A 19,449-nucleotide genomic window follows, 5' to 3' on the forward strand; every position below is an offset into this window, starting at 1 on the left:
CGGGCTCGTTGACGTGGACGTGGGTGTCCACGAGGCCGGGGATGAGGGTTTCGTCGTCGGCGAGCTCGATCACTTCGGCGCCGGAGAGGCTGTTGCCGAGCGGTTCGATCGCGACGATCTTGCCGCCGCGGACGCCCACTTCACGCGCCGCGATGCCGGCGGTGGTGAGGATGCGCCGGCCCCGGATGACCAGGTCATACTGCGGTTCCGTTGCTTTAGTCATTGACGCTCACCTTTGCGCTGGCGGGGTTGGCCGGGAGCGGCCAGCCAGTCACTGCTTTCGGGCGGGGCGGTGCGTAGGTTCGGACCTTGGAGGTGGAGAGGCCGAGGCGGATCAGGGATTCGGCGATCGTGACCGCGGCTGCGACGCCGTCGACCACGGGGACACCGAGGCGCGTCCGGATCTGCTCATCCAGACCGGACATCCCTCCGCAGCCGAGGACGATGACCTCCGCTTTGTCCTTGTCCACGGCGAGCTTGGCCTGGGCAAGGATGGCTTGCACGGCCCGCTCCGGGAATTCCTCCAGCTCCAGCACCCCGAGGCCGCTCGCGCGGACTGAGGCACACCGGGCGTCCAGTCCGGCGAGTTTCAGCCTGTCTTCGATCAGCGGGACGGCCCGGTCCAGGGTGGTGACCACAGAGTATTTGTGGCCTAGGAACATGGCCGTGCTGGCGGCCGCTTCAGTGATGTCGACGACCGGGACGTCCAGGAGCTCCTGGAGCCCCTCCCGCCCGTGCTCGCCGTAACCGGCCTGGATGACGGCGTCGAACGGTTCCGGATACGACAGGACGGCGTCCATCACCGCGATGGCGGCGAGGTAGCTTTCGAAGTTGCCCTCGCAGGAGTCGGCGCCGAAGCGCGGCGTCAGGCCGATGATTTCCGTCCCGGGGGCAGCTGCCGCGCGGGCCTGTCTGGCAATGGATTCCGTCATGGATGCTGTGGTGTTGACGTTGGCGACGAGGATGCGCATGGTCTCTTTCCTTGTGCTGCTGGATGGTTGGGACGGCCTCAGTGGAGGCTGGGGACGGCGATCGGTTCGCCGGAGACATCGTGGAAGCTCCTGTTGCGGTCCGCGATGACGAAGTAGGCGATGGCTCCGATGCCGGCGCCGATGAACCAGGAGAACGCAGCCACGGGTGCCAGGGCCGGGATGAAGGCGATGAGGAGCGAGATGACCGCGGCCGGGATGAAGGCGCCGACGGCCCGCATGTTGACGCCGTTGCGGTAGAAGTAAGATCCGTTGCTGACCTCGGTGTAAAGCTCGGGGACGTTGATCCGGGTCTTACGGATAAGCCAGTAGTCGGCCATGATGACGCCGAACAACGGTCCGAGCAGGGCGCCAAGGCCGCCGAGGAAGTACACGATCACGGCGGGATTGTTGTAGAGGTTCCAGGGCAGGATGACCAGGCCGATGATGGCGCTGACCAGGCTGGCGCGGCGGAAGTCGAGCCGCCTGGGCATGAGGTTCGTCAGGGCATAGATGGGGGCGACAAAGTTCGCCATCAGGTTCACGGCGATGGTGAGCACCAGGAGCGCGAGGGCGGCCACCACCAGCAGGAACGTGTTGGGGATGGACTGGACGATGTCGGACGGGCTGCCGATGATGGCGCCGTTGATCTTGAACTGGGCTCCGGTCATGACCACCACGATGATGCCGAAGAACAACATGTTCACGGGGATGCCCCAGAAGTTGCCCTTGATGATGGATCGTCGAGTGGTGGAGGAACGGGTGAAATCGCAGAAATTCAGGACGAAAGTGGCGTAAATGGAGACCCACAGGGCGCCGCCGGCAAATATTTCACGCCACATCGCGCCGCCGGTGAGGGCATCGTGGGTGGACAGGGCGATGGAACCGCCTGCCTGGATGAACATCCAGATGGCGAGGCCGGCCATGGTGACCAGGATGATGGGCCCGGCGAACGCCTCGTACTTACGGATCATGTCCATGCCGTACCGGACGATGATGACCTGGACCACCCAGAGAGAGACGAATGCGGCCCAGCCCAGCGTGGACAGGCCCAGGATGTCATTCTTGTCGAGGTCCCCGAGTCCCGGTGCCAGGGCGATAAGCAGCACCCTGAGGACCAGGGAGGCCAGGTAGGTCTGGATGCCGAACCACACAATCGCCACGCCGCCACGGATGAGCGCCGGAATCTGGGCGCCGTGGATCCCGAAGGCGATGCGGCTCATGACGGGGAACGGGACGCCTGTCTTGTGGCCCATGAAGCCGGAGAAGGTCAGGAGGAGGAACAGCAGCACTGCACCGACACCAAGGGCCAGTAGGATCTGCCAGGCGCCGAGACCCAGGGCGAAGAGCCCGATCGCGAAGCCGTAGTTTCCCAGGCTGTGCACGTCATTCGCCCATAGGGTGAAGATGCTGTACGCGGTCCACCTGCGTCCTGCCATCTTCGTCGGGGCAAGGTCCTGGTTATAAAGCCGGGCGCTGGTCGGCGACAGGCCCAGGGCCTCAGCGCTGACTGGCGGCTCGTGCATGATGGGGTCGTGGTGCCCATGGCGGTGGTGGCCCATGGTGACCTCGGGAACGGCTGCATCTACGGGGCTGGTTGTGTCCGGCAGCAGATTCATTGGAAAAGCCTCTCTGGAAATGAAGATTTTGGGTATGCCAAATGCTGCATACAAGGGGGTAGGGAAGGGTCCGTACGTCCAGCCGGTCAGCGTGCCGGGAAATGGCAGGCGGCAGCGGAAAGGAAGCGGGATCAACGCTAAATCGCGTGGGTGTCAGCACGGCGGCGGTGCGGTGCCGCCTGTAAATCCGAACCGGTCAGCTGCGGGGATCTGCCCACGGCGATCGGGGTCTGAAGGCGCCGCCGGGGCGATCAGAGCTGTCCAGGAGGAGGCGCATCAGCGCCGTGTTCCTCCCGGCAAGGGCCGAACTCGCTTTCAGCCCTGCAGGTTGTGAGATGTACATGAACTCAGACCAATCACTTGGAGTCTGCCCTCATCGTTGAGGGGTAGAACCACAGTAAGCTAAGTCACAGTGTTTTCACAATAGGGTATTTGATTTTCATATCGTGGAATTCACAGCTTCCGCGCGTTTCTTACTGAGAAACGCCTACATGGAAGTCGGCGGCGATTGCTCAACTTATGAACAGACAAACGCCGTGAAGCTTGCCGCGAGTCCTTTGAAGTGTGGGTGCCTCGTGACGACATCGGCCTCAACTACAGAATTAGCAAAGCATTCGCGCATCTGCCCTGACCCACTCGTGTGGTTCTAGCAGATTCCTTGCGGGGGTCTCAGGCTTCGAGGGGACAATGAGCCGCCTGTTGGCCAGCGCTTTGCTGGCCAACAGGCGGCGCCCAACCTGGGCCGCCACAGGACGACTGCCAGTCGACTCCTGACCCCGCATGTGGACGACGTCCCACACGCTGGCGCATGGGCCAGAAATTAGCTGCGTCCTACGCGAGGTTGGACTTGTGTGCGGACTACCGGCGACCGTTCGCTGTCCAGGTGGTCGCGTTGTCGGCCGCGAAGCACGGCAATGGATCACCTGGACAGCCTCACCGGCTAGATCGAGGTGTATCCACCATCGATGATGATCTCCTGGCCAGTCAGGTAGCTGGAAGCGTCCGAGGCAAGGAAACTCACGAGCCCTGTAAGGTCCTCGGGTGTGGCCATGCGGCCCTGAGGAATGCGAGAGATCCAGTCGGCTTCCAGGGATGGTTCGCGATCGATGATTTGCCGAGTCAGGTCAGTGAGAACATACCCCGGGGCAATCGAGTTGACTCGGACGCCTGCCGCCGCCCACTCGACCGCCAAAGACTTACCGAGGTGAGCGACCGCTGCCTTTGACGCGTTATACGACGCCGCCCATTGAGGCACGTTGACGATGGATCCCGACATCGACGAGATGAGTATTGCGCTCCCGGGCAAGCCGGCCGCGAGTAAGCAGCGACCGAATGACTGAGCCGCGAAGAATGTCCCAGTCAAATTCACGTCGATGACCTTGCGCCATTCATTGGCTGCAACGTCCACCGAATCGCCGTTGATTTCGATTCCCGCTGCGGTCAAGAGTACCTGCGGGACACCGAGTCGCTCACTGACCGCGTCGAAGGCAGAGACGGTCGCGTCCTGGTCGGTGACATCGAGTTGCTGGCCGAAAGTTCGTACATGGTACTTATCAGCGATCTCCTGCGCGGTTTCTGCAACATTGTCAAGCAGATCGAGCAGGGCAATGTTGGCGCCTTCCGATGCCAGCGACCGAGCGATCGCTAGGCCGATGCCGCGTGCTCCTCCGGTGATGACAGCGGTCTTGCCGTTGAGGTTGGTTTCCATTCTATTTCTCCTTATTGGTGGTTAATGATTGGTCGGCGCCGCTGTGTCGGTTTGGGCGTCGTCCCATCCGGCTCTTGCGGCGGCGATGAACGACCGTGCCGCGGCAAATGGGTTGTCCGCGGTGAGGACGCCGCTGGTCGAGCCGGTACCGTCGGCTCCGGCGGCCATGATGGCGCGAGCAATCGATGGTGATGCCACGCCGCCCGCGTGCATCACGAGCACATCCGGGTGTACCTTCCGCATGGCTGCAGTGGTGCCGGGAATCCACGCTCGCACAGCGTCGCCGGCGGTTCCGATGAGCTCGGGTGGTTCGAAGAGGACTGCCGTTGGACCCAGGGTGGTGTACCGGAAGGCGTCGGCTTCTGTTCCCGCGCATACGATCGTCTGTAGATCAACGGCCTGGGCCCGGTGAACGGTGAGGGCCAGGCTGTCGTTGTCCAACGGGTTGCTGTCGTGGTTGAGCATTACTCCAGCCGCACCGGCGTCGACGAGCGACTCAGCGGTCACGCGTCCTACGGAGTCGCCCGGCAGATCCGCGTCCATGCCTTGCGCGAAGACGTGAACGCCGGTGCGAAGATCGGCGATCGGGGCGACCAGCGCTATCGGCACTGTCAGGACCACTGCGACGTCGAACTCGCTGCCCGCGCGCCCAGCGGCGTGCGCAAGCGCCTCCAGTTCGGCGCGACGGAGGAAGTTCTTCGGCCCGATCTCGAAGAACGGAGCGGTCAGTGCGGCCTTCACGCCTCGACAAGTTTCCGGAGATAGTTTGCGGTCGCGGGCAGCGTCTTCGATGCAGCGCCCTCGGTCGAGCATTCGAGGTTGAGGTATCCGTCATAGCCCACATCGCGTAGCGCCGCGAAGATCTCTGACCAGTTGAGGTGCCCGTGGCCTGGCAGCAGACGGTTGCTGTCCCCGAGATGCACATGGACGATCCGGTCTCCGGCGTCACGCAGCGACTGCGCCGGATCGGCTTCCTCGATCGACATGTGAAACAGGTCGGGCAGCAGACCGGCGTTGGGGTGCGCCACGTCATCGATGATCCTGATGTTGTCTGACACCTGGTTCAGGTACCGGCTTTCGTACCGGTTGATCGGCTCCAGCAGGATATGTGCCTCCGATCCGGCCACGATGTCCAGCATCTCTCGGTAGAAAGCGAGGAACTCCTCGTGCTGCTGCGTGTTCAGTTGCTGGAAAGGTTCGAAGAGCGGCAGCGGGTTCTGCGAGCCGTATTCGAACTCGATCTCGGTAACAGCTCCGATCTCGGCGCAGACCGCTGCCGCTTCCCGGTACATAGCTCGGCACTGCTCTCTGAGCGCTGCGTCGGGGGACATGGCCTTACCGTAGACGTCGTCCGTCAGTACGAACTCCACCGGCCGAACTCCGGTGCGGTTCTGCAGCGAGGTCAGCTCACGGCGGGTCTTGTCATCCCAGGTATCGAGCGGCTGAAAGACTGCGATCCCCTCGTAACCCCACTGCTTGAGCAGTTCAGCCTTCTCGGTCAGTGTTGTCCCCGGCACCATGGGGGACGAACAGCACAACATCATTGTGTCTCCTCCGTTTTCATCGTGTGTCTGCGTTTTCATGTGTGTCCTCCGTTGTCATCAGCTTTGGTAAAGGCGGCGCAGACAGTCTGCGAAGAGCCGGTAGCGTGCCTGCCGTTGTTCCGTTCGCGAGGGCCGGTACCGTACCGTAGCGGGTGCATGCAGCTGGTTCGCGTCCTCGAGCCGGTTGAGCTTTCCGCTGGCGACAAGGGCCAGCACTGCGGCGCCGCGGCACGTTGCCTCGTGCTCGTCTGGGACGAGCACGTCGACTCCGCAGACGTCCGCCTTGAGCTGGTTCCAGAACGCGGAAGCGGCACCGCCGCCTGTCGAGACCATCCCGTGTGCAGGCTCAGGCGAGAGGTACTCGACGTTGCGCCGGAGCAGGTGCGCGATTCCTTCCTCGACAGCGAAGGCCATGTCGATCTGGTCATGGCCAAGGTCGAGATTCAGAAACGCGCCCTTGGCATCCGGGAAGTAATCCGGTGGGTTTACCCCCGTGAGATAGGGCAGGAAGATTGGCGGTTCGCGGTATTCCCGGGATCTGAGTCGCTGCTCGAGCTCGTCGTAGGACATGTCAGCGAGGCCATGGCGTCGGAACCATTCCAGGGCTGCCCCGCCACCGTCGACGCCGTTGAACAGGACCGTGTCACCGGGGCGGAGGCCGGAGTGAAAGGACACTTTCCGGTCCGGGTTGAACGTCCACTCGTGATCCAGCAGAGAGAGGGAAAGGACCGTCCCTGCGGACTCGCTGACGATGCCATCAGCATAGGAACCCGTGCCGACCATGGCGCAGAAATGATCGAGCGCCCCCACGTTGACACGGTACCCGCTCGCGCCCGGCAGCCGGGTCACGACGTCCTCGGAAACCTGGCCCACATCAGTCCCGGCGGGTACCACCTCCGGGAGAGAGCCGCCTGGAATGGAGCAGAAATCAAGCATCTCGTGCCAGTACATTCCGTTCGACACGTCCCAGAAGTAGGTGAAACCCCGAGTAGTGATCTCTCCGACGGTGGTCCCGGTGAAACGCCTGATCAGATCGTCCTTGATCATGAGCACCGATCGAGCGGAGGCGAGTGTCTCTGGCTCGTGCCGCTCAAGCCAGCGGAGCTTCGCGGCCGGCCAGGTCGCAGATGGGTAGGGTTGACCCGTGACCGCGAACGCGTAATCAGTCCCGAACCGTTCGGCGAGTTCGGCTGCTTCGGCGATGGCACGGTCGTCAAGCCAGGACATCCCCGGGCGCACGGGTGTGCCCCGCTGATCGTTGATCACGAGGGACTCAGCTTGCCCGGTGATGGCAATGACGGCCTCGTGTCGGGCGATATCGTCGCAGTTCGCCGCACACTGGCCGATCAGATCGAGCACGGTGTCGAACAGCTGTTCCGGATCGAACTCGACCCGAGCGCCGTCACGAGCGTAGACGGCGGGCGCCGAAGCGATCCCAAGCCGGCGCAGCTGGTCGTCGTAGAGCACCACCTTCAGATTGGTGGTGCCGACGTCCACTGCATAGACCAGCACCGTCAGCTGCCCAGAATCTGGAAGTGCACCGTGCGTGTGCGCGCCCGAACAGAGTCGAGGTCCCCGAAGTACACGCGCCCAAACTGTCCGAGCACAAGCTCTCCCTCGACGACCGGGATGACCTCTGAACGGCCGAGGATTGAGGAGATGATGTGCCCGTCGGTGTTGAGCCCCCATTCCGGCAGCTCGTTGCGCAGCTCGCCTGCGTTGCGGATGTGGATCGGCCCCGGGTGAAGGTACTGGCCCTCATGTCGCGTCGGCGGCGCGATCTTGGCGAACACGTTCAGAGTGTCCTGCAGGAGCAGCTGGGTGCCGTAGTAAGTGGTGTCTTCGGACTCCTCCTGTATCACCACGCAGCAGCTGGTGTGGGGTGAATAGGCGATCGCGATCCCATCGGACATCCCGCTGTCCCGAACGAAGTCCTCTAGCTGGGCTGTCACATCGAAGAACTCCTGGCGTGCGGGAGTTTCAAGAGTGATCGATCGGCTCTGACTGGCCATTGGGGGGTTCCTACTTTCATGCATCTGGAAGACTCGTGATCCAGTTTGTGGCCGCGTTCCAGCGAGCGGAAGGTTGAAGTTACACTGAAGAGATAACTACTGCTTATCAATGGAGCTGGTGATATGCGGTCCTTACCCGACGTGAGCCTGCGGTTGCTGCGGTACTTCGAGGTGCTGGGCAGCGAGCTGAACTACCGGCGCGCGGCCGAGAAACTGTTCATCACGCAGCCGGCCCTGTCCGGGGCAATTCAGCAGCTCGAGCGGGCCATCGGTGATCGCCTGTTTGATCGTGATACTCGTTCGGTTGCTCTCACGAAGCTCGGGCGAGAGTGGCTGCCCTATGTGCGGAAGGCCCTCGCTGAAGTTGACCTGGCACGCGAGGCTGTGGCGATGCTCGTCGACCATGCGCACGTGCGCATCGGCTATCTGATCGGCACCGGCGCAGATCTACTGTTCCAGCTCCTCGATGGGGCAGATCGTGCGTTCCCCGATATCACCATCGAAACTGTCGAGTACGACTTCTCTGATCCAAGCGCCGGTCTCGCATCCGGAGCCACTGACATTGCACTACTACGACCACCCGTCGACGTACCGGGCCTAGAGATGGCGGTTGTCGCCGAAGAGTCATGGGTCGCATGCCTTCCACGCTCTCACCGCCTGGCGAACAGGTCCGAGCTGCGCATCGAAGAGCTCCTGGATGAACCAATCATCGTGGCACCGCAATCCGCAGGACGCTGGCGCGACTACTGGCTCGCTGCGGACGCACGCCAAGGCAAGCCCCCAATAATTGCGGCCGAGGCCGCAACATACGAAGCGGAAACCACGATGGTAGCCCGCGGAGTCGGACTGAGCTTCACGACGTCCTCAATGGTTCGTTTGTACGATCGGCCGGGTATTCAGTTCGTTCCGATCATCGACAGACCAATCAGCTATACCGCGGTCGCCTGGCGCCCGGAGCGTCTTTCAACGGCCATGCGCCCATTGATGCAGCACATGCTCAGCCGACTGATTCCCCGAAAGTCCGCCTGACTTATCAGCCGTGCTTATCAATAAATAGAAACTTTCACCTTCCGTACAGCCGTCTCTCCTGGGTTCACTAGACCAATACCGGACTTCCGGGCCCCATCCAGCAATGACGCGAGGAGAAACACCATGGCCGAATCGAAAACACATCAGGATTCATCGCTTGCACCACCACCGCGGGTAGTTGGCGAGGACGAAGACACGCGCCTCGAGGAGTTCGGCTATAAGCAGAAGCTGGACCGTTCCGTCGGCCGGATCGCGTCGTTCGCTATCGGCTTCTCAACGATCAGCGCCACCACGGCTGTGTTCACCGGGTTCTCCGCTGGGTACCTCAACGCCGGGTCGCCATTCATCTGGACCCTTTTCCTCGCCATCCCTGTGTTCCTGCTCTGGACGCTGATCGCCGCCGATGTCGCCGCGAAGATTCCGCTCGCCGGCTATGCCTATCAGTGGACAAGCCGGCTAAACGGCTCCACCTTCGGCTGGTTCACCGGAGTCAGCGCCCTCATCGGCTGGATCAGCGGGATGACCAGCCTCGGATACATTTTTGCCGGGTACTTCGGGAGCGTGTTCGACTGGCAGCTCACCCAACCCCAACAGATCTTGATCGCCATCTGCGTCGTCACCGTGTGCGTCCTCATCAACGCATACCGCGTACGTCTGGCAACCCTCATCAACAACATCGGTGTCGGTCTGGAACTCGTCGTGACGGTCGGCGTCACCGCAGTCATCGCCGTACTGATCATCGTGGTCCCTGACAACGCGCAGCCGATCTCCTCACTCTTCATAGGGCGCAGCCCCGACGAGTCGACGCCCTACATCCTTGCCTGGTTCTCCGCATCACTCGGCCCCTTCTTTGGCCTGGTCGGCGTCGAAGCTGTTGCCGATGTTGCAGAAGAGACCAAGAACGCGCGGCGAGTAATTCCACGCACCATGTTCTATGCCTTTGCGGTGTCGTGCGTCATTGAATTCTTCATGTACCTCGTGTATGTGCTCGCGATCAGGAACCCTGCCGCGCTGGCGGATTCCCCCGCCCCGATCGAAGAGATCATCTCTGGGCAGATCGGGCCAGTGTTCGCCCGCATTGTCGTTGCCATCGCCCTGACGAACATCCTCGTCTGCCTGCTGTCCAACGTGCTCGTGGGAACTCGACTGCTGTACTCACTGTCACGGGACAACATGATGCCGTTCTCGCACGCGCTTCGACACGTCGCACCAAAGCGGAAGACGCCCTCCACAGCGGTTATATCGCTCGGCGTCGTGTCCGTGCTGCTTTTGCTGTCAGCGTTGGTCAATCAGCAGGCGTTCAACTACTTCCTGGGCATCGCGACCCTGGCGTTCTTCACAACCTATGTGCTGCAGGCCATCGGTCTTCTCAATGCTGCAGCCCGCGGCCGGATCCCCGCTGCCGAGCCAGGCACATTCGATCTCGGCCGGGCACGGGTGCCGCTCCTGATCGTCAGCCTCATCGTCTTCCTGCTGGTGGAAGCTGCGCTCATCTTCCTCCCCGCATTCGCCGGCAATGCCTACGTTTTCGCCGGCTTCATGGCACTCGCGGCGATCTGGTGGCTACTGGCGCTGCGGAAACGTCTCAAGAAGGGCGGGGCCGGCCCCCGATATGCTCAGGAACACTCCGACGATCACAGCCCGGCAGTATCAGAAATCGGATGATCGAAGCGGGTGCCGCACGTACCCTCAAGAATTCGGGAATGACTTTCATCCGGTGATTCAGCGAAGATCCATTTGCGAGAAGGACCATACAGATGAGCACCCTAAGCCCTGCGATCTCCTGGGTAAGCGGAGCGTGGTCGCGTCCGACACGGACACGCTCAGATGGGAACGCGCTTATCGCATCGGCCGAGAAAGGTAGCGACCTTTGGGAGAGTACGGTGTACGGGTTTCATCATCGAAATGCGCACACCCTGCTCGCACCATGGGACGATACACGGGCGATCGAGGTTTGCTTCGATACCAGCACTCTCCAGGGTGAATACGACCAAGCGGGTGTCGCCCTTGTAGTCAGCGAGACCACGTGGCTTAAGGCCGGAGTGGAGATCTCCGACGGAGTACCAAACGTCAGCACAGTCGTAGCACGGGACGGCTGGTCGGACTGGGCGGCTGCACCCACCCCAGAATGGGCTGGCTCCGAAGTGACAGTTCGGATAAGCCCGCTTGCTGACGGACTGATCGTCCGAGCTCGGGCCGGCAACACCTGCTGGCGCACCGTGCGCGTACTGCCATTGCTTCCAGGCACTCGTGCGGATGCCGGACCTTACCTTGCCGCTCCGACCAGGGACGGCCTCGACGTTAAATTCCTCGAGTGGATATCGCGGACCCCGGATATTGCCCTCCACGCCGCGCCACCCTTCTAGACTTCGGCCCATCGAATGGAAGTTGCCAAGCGCACCATAAGACAAGCGGTCGGCGATGGGGCCCTCCCAACATGCGGACCGGATCTTGCGTGACCTCACAAGCGGGGTCTAGCAGGCTGCTTTTTGGGGCCATGGTGTGAGCGGGGCGGTAGGAGTCGGTGCCGGTTTCGATAATGACGCCGTTGGCAAAGGTCACTCCCGGAATACGGAGATCCGTCAGGTCATCGATGGGGGCCAGATGAGCAACTGCACTAACGGTGGGGGCGGTGCCCCGCCAGAATAATGCGAATCATCTTGTTGTAGCGGTGCACTTGATAGAGAGCGTGCACCACAAGGAGGAGAACGCCGAAAATTGCGCCGACCACGATGGCGGCAGTGTCACTAGGGACAGTGGTGTAACTGATAAGCGCCACGCCGGCACCCGCCACGATGGAATTCACCACAGCTATGGCCGTGGACATCGTGAAGAAGACGCCCCGCCAAGACCCTCGACTTCCGATCTCGAGTAGCTCATTCAGTGCGTGTTGTCCGTGTGGAACCGGAAAGAATTCATCGGCCCCTGGGAGGATGCGAGCGTAATACCGGCGAATGCGCTGCATGGAGTTCAAAGCGGCGACGTCTTCCAGTGACGTCTGGACCAGCCGCTCGTAGGTGAAGAGGCCCAGAACTACGACCACAGGAATGACGACAGCGAGAAAATGGAAGGCGACAGAAGACTGGGCAAGGAAACCATATGCGACCAGGGAACTCGACAATGTCATCAAGTACAGCGAAGCTCTGCTGCTGGACTCGGCAACCGTTATTCCCCTGGCAGACTCCAGCACGAAGTGCTCGGTCAGTAGCGCGCTAAGGAAAGCTTGGGACCGGTCAGTTAACGCGTGAAACGAATCCCCAGCTTGGGGTAGCACCGGTGTATCGCCATGGTCCTCCGGCGCCAGATCAGAACCGTCACGTTTCACTGAATCCCCTTCTGCTCTTGTCGGGCTACTGTTCGTTCCGCTGAAAGTACCACTACTCCAGGTGAGTGACCGCGATGGTGACGAGTGAAAAACTGCCGGCCGAACATCTTCAGCGATGAAGCATATGGGCCTCACGGGAACCGGACGCGAGACGTATACGTGGTCAACACCGCAGGCGGAACCTCAACCCATCTGGCACTCAAGGGCGGAGGGAACTCGTATGCATTCTGCGGCATGACCGCCTAGTCAGGAGGCACTTCGAGCGGGGCCAGGGCGTCGACAGCGGGGCAGCGGGTAACATCTCCACACGCCCTCAGCACGAAGCGCAGCTGGCGCTCAGCAGCAAGAGCCCACCGGAAGGGCCAATGATCTCGGCCCGCTCAACGTGTGGAACCGGAGTCCCGCCGCAGTGACGGCTCGCCCCGGGTTGGTCAGGGTCAGGTCCACGTGCACGAAGTAGGAGAAGTCTTCCACCCAGCTTGGTGCATCGCTTTTGGCGGCGCCTGGGATGACAACCCGGCTGGGCTTCTCATTATCGCGCAGACAACCGGCGGCAGAAGGCCCTGCAGATCCTGCAACAAGCCGCTGCAGCCATAGCGGGGAATGGCGTTGATTGTGGGCAAGCACCACGCCTAAGACTGTTGCCTAAGGCAGCTACCTTGCACAACGACACCCAGCGGCAGCCCCTGCCCCTGTGCGGCGGAGCCTGCCGAGTCTGTAAACGACAGACTCGGCAGGAAGCGCCCAGCGGCACGGGATATGTGGGATGACGTTGCAACGGAAGGGAGTTCTTCCGTTGCAACGTTCGGCCGGTCGAGATTTTCGTTTATCTGCTGGCTTCTGCCAGCCACTGCCTTGCGGCGTCGAGATCGGTGTGCGCGATGCCGTGTCCGCCGGGACGCAGGACCTGTTTTACGTCGGCACCGTTTTGCTGCAGGGCGGCGATGAGTGTCCTGACGCTGGGGAGCGGGGCCATGGGGTCGGTCTCGCCGTTCACGATCAGCAGCCTGCCGCCAGTGAGGTCAGCCGAGGTTTCCCGGTCCCCAAAGGGGTACATACCGGAGAATGCGATGACCCGATCCAGGGTCTGGGGGTGCAGGATGGCTGTGGCCAGGGCAATGTTGGCGCCGTTGGAGAACCCGACTGCTATCACGGGCCTGTTGCCGAGTCCGTAGTGTTCTCGGGCGGCGTCCAGGAAGGCGGCCAGATCTGTTGCCCTTGCGATGACGTCGTCGACGTCAAAGAGCCCTTCGCCGTGGCGCCGGAACCAGCGGAGCATGCCGTGCTCCTGCACCTGCCCCCGGGGTGCGAGGACGCCGGCGCCCGGTTGAAGTTCGGCGGCGAGGGAGGCGATCTCGTGTTCGTTGCCGCCGGTGCCGTGCAGCATGAGCAGCACCGGGGCCTCTGCCTCGCCGGGGCTGAAGAGGTGCGGCCAGCCGGTGACCGTGGTGGTTTGGGTGCTCATTGGCGACCTACCGTCGGGCCAGGGCGGGGTTGTTCTCGGCCGGCAGTTCGATGCGGGCCACGGAATGTTCGATGGCCTCGCGGGAGGGCTCGAGCCACGGCGGCAGCTTCAGGGAGCGGCCGAGTTCCAGGAGCGGTTCGTCGACGTCGAAGCCGGGGGTGTCGGTCGCGATTTCGTAAAGCACGCCGCCGGGTTCACGGAAGTAGATGGAGGTGAAGTACTGGCGGTCCAGGATGTCCGTGACGTGGAAACCGCGGCCGGCCAGTTCCTGGCGCCACTTTTCCTGCGTGGCGACGTCAGGGACCCGGAAGGCAATGTGGTGCACGGTGCCGCCTGCAATGAGGCCGGGCTGGGCTTTGGGGTCGGCGATAACGTCGATGATGTTTCCGGGGCGGCCGTTGCCGGCCGCCAGTCGGGTGCGGTTACCGGAGGTTCCGACCAGGTGCAGGCCGAGGTCTTCGGTCAGCACGGCCACGGTCTTGTCCGGGTTGGCCACAGTGAGCACGGAGGAGTGCTGGCCGCGCACGGCGTACTCGGCGGGCACGGAGGCGGAATCCCAGGGGTTCCGGGGATCGATGGTGGAGGAGGCGACCAGATCCAGCTGCAGCCCGTCCGGGTCCCGCAGGGAGAGGCGCTCTTCGTCGGCGGATTCACGGATGATGGTGGATTCGACGCCCAGTCCCTTGAAGTGGCTCTGCCACCAGCCCAGCGTGCCCTCCGGGACGGAGAACGCGGTGGAGGTCGACTGTCCTGCCCCGATGCGGCCCGGAGCGATGCCCCGCCACGGGAAAAACGTCATCAGGGTGCCGGGCTGGCCGGCCTCGTCGCCGTAGTACAGGTGGTAGGTGGACGGGTCATCGAAGTTGACCGTCTTCTTCACCAGGCGCAGGCCCAGGCCCTTTACGTAAAAGTCGATGTTGGCCTGCGGATCGCCGGCGATGGCCGTGACGTGGTGCAAGCCTGAGGTATTCGCGGTCATGTTGACCCCTCCTGTTCGGACTGATCCGGTCAGGAAGCCCCTGCCGGTGATGTATATGCAAATGCATCTATCGAGAAAATTATTTCCTAGGAAGATAAATTCGTCAATGCGGCAAGATAGTGCTGAGCAAGCAGGTTCCACGGAAGCAGCTTCTCTGGCGCAGTATCATAGGGGGCGGAAAGGAATGTTCATGACGCAGTACGCGGAAGCGGAGGCCGGCCGGGGCCTTGATCCGGTCACGCAGTGGGGTCTGGTCATCGAAGGCTTCCAGATCACGAACAGGAAGCTGCACCGGGCGGTGGCTGACGCTTTCTCCCTGGATCCGGCCGAAGCCGAAACGCTGCTGCGCCTCACCCGCAGCCCGGAGCGCAGGATGCCCATGGCGGCGCTGGCCCGTGAGGCGGCCTTCAGCACGGGCGGATTTACCAAGATCGCCGACCGCCTGGCCAAACGCGACCTGGTCGTCCGAAACCCCTGCGCCGACGACCGCAGGGTGGTCTATCTCGAACTGACCGCGGCTGGTGTTAAGCTGGCCGACGAACTCCAGAACCTGGTTGCCGACATCGTCCGCAAAACCTATATCGACGTCCTCGGGGCTGACAGGGCGACGATGGTCGCCGAAGCTATGGCCGAATTGCGCGAAGCCAACGCCACCTTGTAGGAACTCGTCCGCCCCTTAGTTCGGAAGCTGGAACGGCGCCTCGGCGGCACGCTTGTCTCGTCCGGGCACCGTCCTGCATCCCGGGGTCGGGCGGACCCGATCCCGTCCAGCGGGAGAGTTTCTGGGCGTCCGGCGGTGGGTCGCCGATGTGTCCCCGGCGACGAGGCCCCCAGTCGATGGCATTCTTCAGCGCGCCGGGAACAGACCGGTTGTACTCGGGGGATACGAAGGGGATGCCGTCGGGGGCTTCGATGGCATCCTTCAGTGCCCGGCCTTCCGGCGGGAAGTCGCCGTCATGGTCGTAGCTATACCTTGGTGGGGATCGCGAATTCAAGCTCCTCCACGGATCGTCCGCCCTGGGGAGGGCAGACAATAGGTAGTTTTCCAGCAAGCTATTTGCCGTAAAGAATCTTCTCAGTTGACAAGCGCAAACGGAGGCGGCGATAGTTATATGCATACGCATGTAAATCCTCTACTTGCGACTACCAGCCAAGGAGACAGACCATGACCACGATTGAACTCACCCCCGGCACTTGGACGCTCGACCAGGCACACACGGAAGTAGGCTTCTCCGTCCGGCACGCCGGCATTAGCAAGGTCCGCGGTCAGTTCACCGAGGCAGACGCCACGCTCGTCGTCGGCGATACCCTCGGCACCTCGTCCGTGGAGGCCACCGTGAAAACCGCCTCGTTCGACTCCAACAACAACGACCGCGACGCCCACGTCAAGGGGCCGGACTTCTTCAACGTTGAGCAGTTCCCGAACATGACCTTCACGGCAACCGAGGTCCGGGGAGCACCGGAGAACTTCAGCCTCAGCGGTGACCTGACCATCAAGGAAACCACCAGGCCGGTGACCTTCGACGTCGAGTTCGGTGGCGTGGCCGTTGACCCCTTCGGCGCGACCCGCGCCGGGTTCTCCGCCTCCGCGCAGATCTCCCGCAAGGAATTCGGCATCACCTGGAACGCCGCCCTCGAGGCCGGCGGAGTCCTCGTCGGCGACAAGGTCACCATCACGGTCGACTCGGCCTTCGTTCTCCCCGCCAGCTAACCCCACCCGCTTTCCGGAGCCTCATCCAAGGCAATGTGGTGAGGTTGGATGAGGCCGGCGAGCAATCCCGGCCGGGTGATGACAAGGAGCGGCATGCCAGGCAGTAATTTCTTTCTCGATAAGTCCGACCCGGCCAGCTGGCGCGCCCTGAACGGGCTCGCACTCAAGGTCGCAGACGCCGGCGAGCAGGCGGGCCTGCCCAGATCGGTCATAGAACTGGTCAACGTGCGGATCTCCCAGCTGAATGGCTGCGCCTTCTGCCTGGACCTGCACGTCCGGCTCGCCCGTGACGCCGGCGTCAGCGACCAGCAGCTCGCGGTGCTCCCCGCCTGGCGGGATACTGCCCTGTTTACCCAGACCGAGCGCGCCGCACTCACCATCGGCGAAGCCATCACCGGACTGCCCGGACACGACAGCCTCCACGCCGGGATGAATGCAGCGCGGGCAGCATTGACCGACGCCCAGTATTCGGCCCTGCAGTGGGCAGCGGTCACCATGAACGCCTTCAACCGGATCTCCATCCTCAGCCGCCACCCCGTCCACCCCGTCCACCCCCGGTCCTCCGCCGGGGCCGCCGGCCCCGGCCGGGAACCCGTGGGGAGCCAGGCATGAGCAACCTGGAAACCGTCCCCCAGGAAATACTCTGTGGAGAGGACGGGCAGCCCGAAGGCATCGAATTCCTGCCCCCGCGTGTAGTTCCCCTGGGCGGGCCCCGCGCCATGCCCGTGCGCCGGACCCTGCCCCAGAAAAAGCGCAGCCTCATCGGTTCCTGGTGCTTCCTGGACCACTATGGCCCGGACCTGGCCTCCTCCTCCGGCGGCATGAAGGTGGCACGGCACCCGCACACCGGCCTGGCCACCGTCAGCTGGCTGTTCACCGGAGAAATTGAGCACCGCGACTCCGCCGGGTACACCGCCACCGTCCGACCGGGGGAAGTCAACCTCATGGTCGCCGGCCGGGGAATATCCCACCAGGAGCTCTCCACCCCTTCCACAACGGTCCTGCACGGAGCGCAGCTGTGGTTCGCATTGCCGGATTCCACCCGCCACATGGCCCCCACGTTCGAGCACTATGCGCCTGAGCCGGTGCGCCTTGGGGAGGCGGAACTGAAGGTCTTCCTCGGCTCCCTGGCAGGATCCACCTCCCCGGTGGAAACCTACACGCCGCCCCTGATGGCGGCCGAGGCCACGATCCGCTCCGGCGGGACCCTGGATCTGGACCTCGACCCATCCTTCGAGCACTGCATTCTGCTCGACACGGGAAACGTGCTTCTCAACGGTTCACCCCTGCCCGTTGACCACCTGGCGTACCTGCCCACCGGGCAGTCCCGTCTGCTCCTGGAAGCCCGGGACACCGCAGTAAGGGTGCTCATTCTCGGTGGAGAACCTTTGGGGGAGCAGATCGTCATGTGGTGGAACTTCATCGGACGGACGCACGAGGAAGTCGTCGCCTACCGGGCAGCGTGGCAGACAGAAATAGGTGCGGAACCCGCCTCCCCGCCCAGCGACGGCGCCTACCCCGATGGGGCCCCGTACCCGCGGTTCGGTCCGTTCCCCCAAGGAACCCCCGCCCCGCTGCCCGCACCCGTCCTGCCCAACGCCCAGCTGCGGCCCCGAGGCTAGCAACCGACCATCAGGAGTCCCATGGAACCGGAAAAAAGCATCACCGTCCAGCACGCCCCCGACAACCACTGCTACGAGCTCGTCGAAGGGGAGACCGCCATAGGAAAGACCGAGTACGTGCCCGCCAGCGGCCCGGACGACAGGGAACGCATTTTCTACCACACCGAGGTCAGCGACGCCCACGCAGGCAAGGGCCTCGCCGCAGTCCTGGCCAAGCATGCATTGGACGACGCCATCGCCGCCGGGCTGACCATCATCCCCGTCTGTCCCTACATCAAGAGCTGGATACGCCGCCACCCGGACTACCAGCAGCACGCCGCGCCCATCCGGCCCGAGCACCTCGCCGCCGTCGACCGCGTCTACAAGCACTAAGGACAAGGACCGTGGGACTGACTTTCGAGCACACCACCCTGGGCCAGCGGGTGCTGTTCGGCGCCGGAAGGGCAGCCGAACACCTCACCGCCGAGGTCAAACGCCTCACCGCCCAAAAAATCATGGTCATCGCCTCCGCCAGGGAACGGCCAGAAACCGAAAAGATCACCGCCGGCATCAACGTGACGTTGAGCCATGACGACGTCGCCCCGCACGTCCCCCTTCACAAGGCCGACACGGCCCGAAACGCGGCGATCCGGAACGGCATCGACCTACTCGTCAGCGTCGGCGGCGGCTCCGCCACAGGGCTGGCCAAAGCCATCGCACTGACGACCGGCCTGCCGATCATCGCCGTGCCGACGACCTACGCCGGTTCAGAGGCGACCAACGTCTGGGGACTGACCGAAGCCTCCCACAAAACCACCGGCGTCGATGACCGCGTGCTGCCCGTAACCGTCATCTACGATGCCGAGCTCTCCCTGTCCCTGCCCAAGGACCTGAGCACAACCTCGGGCCTGAACGCCCTGGCCCACTGCATCGACTCCATGTGGGCGCCCCGCACCGACCCCATCAACCAGGCACTGGCAACCGAAGGCATCCGCGCCCTCAACAATGGACTTCCTATTATCAGCAGCAACCCGAACGATCTCACCGGCAGGGAACAGGCCCTGTACGGGGCCTACCTGGCCGCCGTTGCCTTCGCGTCCGCAGGATCCGGGATGCACCACAAGATCTGCCACGTGCTCGGCGGCAGATGGAACCTTCCCCACGCCCAAACCCACGCCGTCGTTCTCCCGCACGTTCTGGCATTCAACGCACCGGCCGCCAACGACGCGGCGGTCAGGATCGCAGCCGCGCTCGGCACCGACAACGCCCTGGAGGGCCTGAACACGCTCCGGGACAAACTGGACGGCCCCACGGCGCTGAAAGATCTCGGCCTGGCCGAGGAAAACTTAGCCGAAGCAGTACAGCTCATCCTTCCCGTCATTCCCGCCTCCAACCCCCGCCCCGTGACGGAGGAAAACCTCGCAGCGTTGCTCAGAGCAGCCTACGCCGGCACCGCGCCAGGTGGCACCCTCCCTTAATACGGCTGCC

At 63.1% G+C, this 19,449-nt stretch carries 19 protein-coding genes and 2 pseudogenes; 9 read left to right on the forward strand and 12 right to left on the reverse strand.

Going from position 1 to position 19,449, the window contains the following annotated elements; genetic code table 11:
* From ASG92_RS15020 to ASG92_RS15055, 8 genes and pseudogenes are all read right to left on the reverse strand, one after another.
* Window positions 1–223 (reverse strand): annotated as a pseudogene (locus ASG92_RS15020) (allantoinase); the annotation flags it as partial.
* On the reverse strand, window positions 216–971 hold the full coding sequence (locus ASG92_RS15025; RefSeq protein WP_056629773.1) for an aspartate/glutamate racemase family protein: 756 nt from the start codon (window positions 969–971) through the stop codon (window positions 216–218). The gene ASG92_RS15025 and the pseudogene ASG92_RS15020, both read right to left, overlap by 8 nt.
* Before the next feature lie 38 nt (window positions 972–1,009).
* Entirely contained in the window at window positions 1,010–2,494 is a 1,485-nt protein-coding gene (locus tag ASG92_RS15030; protein ID WP_240987153.1) for an NCS1 family nucleobase:cation symporter-1, read from the reverse strand.
* 1,033 nt (window positions 2,495–3,527) lie between these two features.
* Complete coding sequence (locus ASG92_RS15035) at window positions 3,528–4,295, reverse strand: SDR family oxidoreductase (protein WP_056629776.1); 768 nt, start codon at window positions 4,293–4,295, stop codon at window positions 3,528–3,530.
* A gap of 21 nt (window positions 4,296–4,316) precedes the next feature.
* Window positions 4,317–5,036 (reverse strand): triose-phosphate isomerase, encoded by a 720-nt coding sequence (locus ASG92_RS15040; protein ID WP_056629780.1) that lies wholly within the window; start codon window positions 5,034–5,036, stop codon window positions 4,317–4,319.
* Window positions 5,033–5,878, reverse strand: a complete 846-nt coding sequence (locus ASG92_RS15045) for a sugar phosphate isomerase/epimerase family protein (protein WP_082579520.1) — start codon at window positions 5,876–5,878, stop codon at window positions 5,033–5,035. The genes ASG92_RS15040 and ASG92_RS15045 overlap by 4 nt, the downstream gene beginning before the upstream one ends.
* 18 nt (window positions 5,879–5,896) lie before the next feature.
* Window positions 5,897–7,351, reverse strand: a complete 1,455-nt coding sequence (locus ASG92_RS15050; RefSeq protein ID WP_056629784.1) for an FGGY family carbohydrate kinase — start codon at window positions 7,349–7,351, stop codon at window positions 5,897–5,899.
* Between the two features lie 2 nt (window positions 7,352–7,353).
* A complete protein-coding gene (locus ASG92_RS15055; RefSeq protein WP_056629787.1) occupies window positions 7,354–7,851 on the reverse strand; it encodes a YjbQ family protein in 498 nt (165 codons plus the stop codon).
* Between the two features lie 123 nt (window positions 7,852–7,974).
* Here ASG92_RS15055 and ASG92_RS15060 point away from each other — a divergent pair, with 123 nt between their 5' ends.
* The 3 genes from ASG92_RS15060 to ASG92_RS27405 all read left to right on the forward strand — a co-directional run bounded on the left by ASG92_RS15060 (window position 7,975) and on the right by ASG92_RS27405 (window position 11,246).
* Window positions 7,975–8,880, forward strand: a complete 906-nt coding sequence (locus ASG92_RS15060; RefSeq protein WP_200951984.1) for a LysR family transcriptional regulator — start codon at window positions 7,975–7,977, stop codon at window positions 8,878–8,880.
* A gap of 123 nt (window positions 8,881–9,003) precedes the next feature.
* Window positions 9,004–10,545: an amino acid permease gene (locus ASG92_RS15065; RefSeq protein ID WP_056629789.1), complete on the forward strand. Its 1,542-nt coding sequence runs from the start codon at window positions 9,004–9,006 to the stop codon at window positions 10,543–10,545.
* A gap of 92 nt (window positions 10,546–10,637) precedes the next feature.
* Window positions 10,638–11,246 carry a DUF1349 domain-containing protein gene (locus ASG92_RS27405; protein WP_082579523.1) on the forward strand — a complete coding sequence of 203 codons (609 nt, stop codon included), beginning with the start codon at window positions 10,638–10,640 and terminating at the stop codon, window positions 11,244–11,246.
* A 251-nt stretch (window positions 11,247–11,497) separates the two neighbouring features.
* Here the strand turns inward: ASG92_RS27405 and ASG92_RS15070 are convergent, their stop codons facing one another.
* The 3 genes from ASG92_RS15070 to ASG92_RS15080 form a co-directional block, all read right to left on the reverse strand.
* Window positions 11,498–12,205, reverse strand: coding sequence for a hypothetical protein (locus ASG92_RS15070; RefSeq protein WP_056629792.1), 708 nt, complete (start codon window positions 12,203–12,205; stop codon window positions 11,498–11,500).
* Between the two features lie 826 nt (window positions 12,206–13,031).
* Entirely contained in the window at window positions 13,032–13,670 is a 639-nt protein-coding gene (locus ASG92_RS15075) for an alpha/beta hydrolase (protein ID WP_056629795.1), read from the reverse strand.
* 7 nt (window positions 13,671–13,677) lie between these two features.
* Window positions 13,678–14,649: a ring-cleaving dioxygenase gene (locus ASG92_RS15080; RefSeq protein WP_056629798.1), complete on the reverse strand. Its 972-nt coding sequence runs from the start codon at window positions 14,647–14,649 to the stop codon at window positions 13,678–13,680.
* Between the two features lie 190 nt (window positions 14,650–14,839).
* Here ASG92_RS15080 and ASG92_RS15085 point away from each other — a divergent pair, with 190 nt between their 5' ends.
* Complete coding sequence (locus tag ASG92_RS15085; RefSeq protein WP_056629799.1) at window positions 14,840–15,310, forward strand: MarR family transcriptional regulator; 471 nt, start codon at window positions 14,840–14,842, stop codon at window positions 15,308–15,310.
* Between the two features lie 160 nt (window positions 15,311–15,470).
* Here the strand turns inward: ASG92_RS15085 and ASG92_RS29880 are convergent.
* Window positions 15,471–15,626 (reverse strand): annotated as a pseudogene (locus tag ASG92_RS29880) (NAD(P)H-dependent oxidoreductase); the annotation flags it as partial.
* 188 nt (window positions 15,627–15,814) lie between these two features.
* On the opposite strand from ASG92_RS29880, the gene ASG92_RS15090 reads away from it, so the two are divergent.
* From ASG92_RS15090 to ASG92_RS15110, 5 genes are all read left to right on the forward strand, one after another.
* The gene (locus ASG92_RS15090) at window positions 15,815–16,360 is read left to right on the forward strand and encodes a YceI family protein (RefSeq protein WP_056629802.1); all 546 of its coding nucleotides are present in this window, start codon (window positions 15,815–15,817) and stop codon (window positions 16,358–16,360) included.
* A gap of 93 nt (window positions 16,361–16,453) precedes the next feature.
* Complete coding sequence (locus ASG92_RS15095) at window positions 16,454–16,972, forward strand: carboxymuconolactone decarboxylase family protein (protein ID WP_157372233.1); 519 nt, start codon at window positions 16,454–16,456, stop codon at window positions 16,970–16,972.
* Window positions 16,969–17,982, forward strand: coding sequence for a pirin family protein (locus tag ASG92_RS15100; protein WP_056629805.1), 1,014 nt, complete (start codon window positions 16,969–16,971; stop codon window positions 17,980–17,982). The genes ASG92_RS15095 and ASG92_RS15100 overlap by 4 nt, the downstream gene beginning before the upstream one ends.
* A gap of 21 nt (window positions 17,983–18,003) precedes the next feature.
* Window positions 18,004–18,354, forward strand: coding sequence for a GNAT family N-acetyltransferase (locus ASG92_RS15105; protein WP_056629807.1), 351 nt, complete (start codon window positions 18,004–18,006; stop codon window positions 18,352–18,354).
* A gap of 11 nt (window positions 18,355–18,365) precedes the next feature.
* A complete protein-coding gene (locus ASG92_RS15110) occupies window positions 18,366–19,439 on the forward strand; it encodes a maleylacetate reductase (RefSeq protein WP_056629810.1) in 1,074 nt (357 codons plus the stop codon).
* The last annotated feature ends 10 nt before the right edge of the window (window positions 19,440–19,449 follow it).

This window comes from Arthrobacter sp. Soil736 (genome assembly GCF_001428005.1).
Lineage (GTDB): Bacteria > Actinomycetota > Actinomycetes > Actinomycetales > Micrococcaceae > Arthrobacter.

Bases quoted from the DNA above. Each gene is read 5' to 3' on its own strand.
- ASG92_RS15055 (WP_056629787.1), bottom strand. From the start codon at position 7,851: ATGGCCAGTCAGAGCCGATCGATCACTCTTGAAACTCCCGCACGCCAG.
- ASG92_RS15095 (WP_157372233.1), top strand. From the start codon at position 16,454: ATGCCAGGCAGTAATTTCTTTCTCGATAAGTCCGACCCGGCCAGCTGG.
- ASG92_RS15025 (WP_056629773.1), bottom strand. From the start codon at position 971: ATGCGCATCCTCGTCGCCAACGTCAACACCACAGCATCCATGACGGAA.
- ASG92_RS15080 (WP_056629798.1), bottom strand. From the start codon at position 14,649: ATGACCGCGAATACCTCAGGCTTGCACCACGTCACGGCCATCGCCGGC.
- ASG92_RS15085 (WP_056629799.1), top strand. From the start codon at position 14,840: ATGACGCAGTACGCGGAAGCGGAGGCCGGCCGGGGCCTTGATCCGGTC.
- ASG92_RS15060 (WP_200951984.1), top strand. From the start codon at position 7,975: ATGCGGTCCTTACCCGACGTGAGCCTGCGGTTGCTGCGGTACTTCGAG.
- ASG92_RS15035 (WP_056629776.1), bottom strand. From the start codon at position 4,295: ATGGAAACCAACCTCAACGGCAAGACCGCTGTCATCACCGGAGGAGCA.
- ASG92_RS15075 (WP_056629795.1), bottom strand. From the start codon at position 13,670: ATGAGCACCCAAACCACCACGGTCACCGGCTGGCCGCACCTCTTCAGC.
- ASG92_RS15105 (WP_056629807.1), top strand. From the start codon at position 18,004: ATGGAACCGGAAAAAAGCATCACCGTCCAGCACGCCCCCGACAACCAC.
- ASG92_RS27405 (WP_082579523.1), top strand. From the start codon at position 10,638: ATGAGCACCCTAAGCCCTGCGATCTCCTGGGTAAGCGGAGCGTGGTCG.
- ASG92_RS15065 (WP_056629789.1), top strand. From the start codon at position 9,004: ATGGCCGAATCGAAAACACATCAGGATTCATCGCTTGCACCACCACCG.
- ASG92_RS15045 (WP_082579520.1), bottom strand. From the start codon at position 5,878: ATGAAAACGCAGACACACGATGAAAACGGAGGAGACACAATGATGTTG.
- ASG92_RS15030 (WP_240987153.1), bottom strand. From the start codon at position 2,494: ATGCACGAGCCGCCAGTCAGCGCTGAGGCCCTGGGCCTGTCGCCGACC.
- ASG92_RS15100 (WP_056629805.1), top strand. From the start codon at position 16,969: ATGAGCAACCTGGAAACCGTCCCCCAGGAAATACTCTGTGGAGAGGAC.
- ASG92_RS15090 (WP_056629802.1), top strand. From the start codon at position 15,815: ATGACCACGATTGAACTCACCCCCGGCACTTGGACGCTCGACCAGGCA.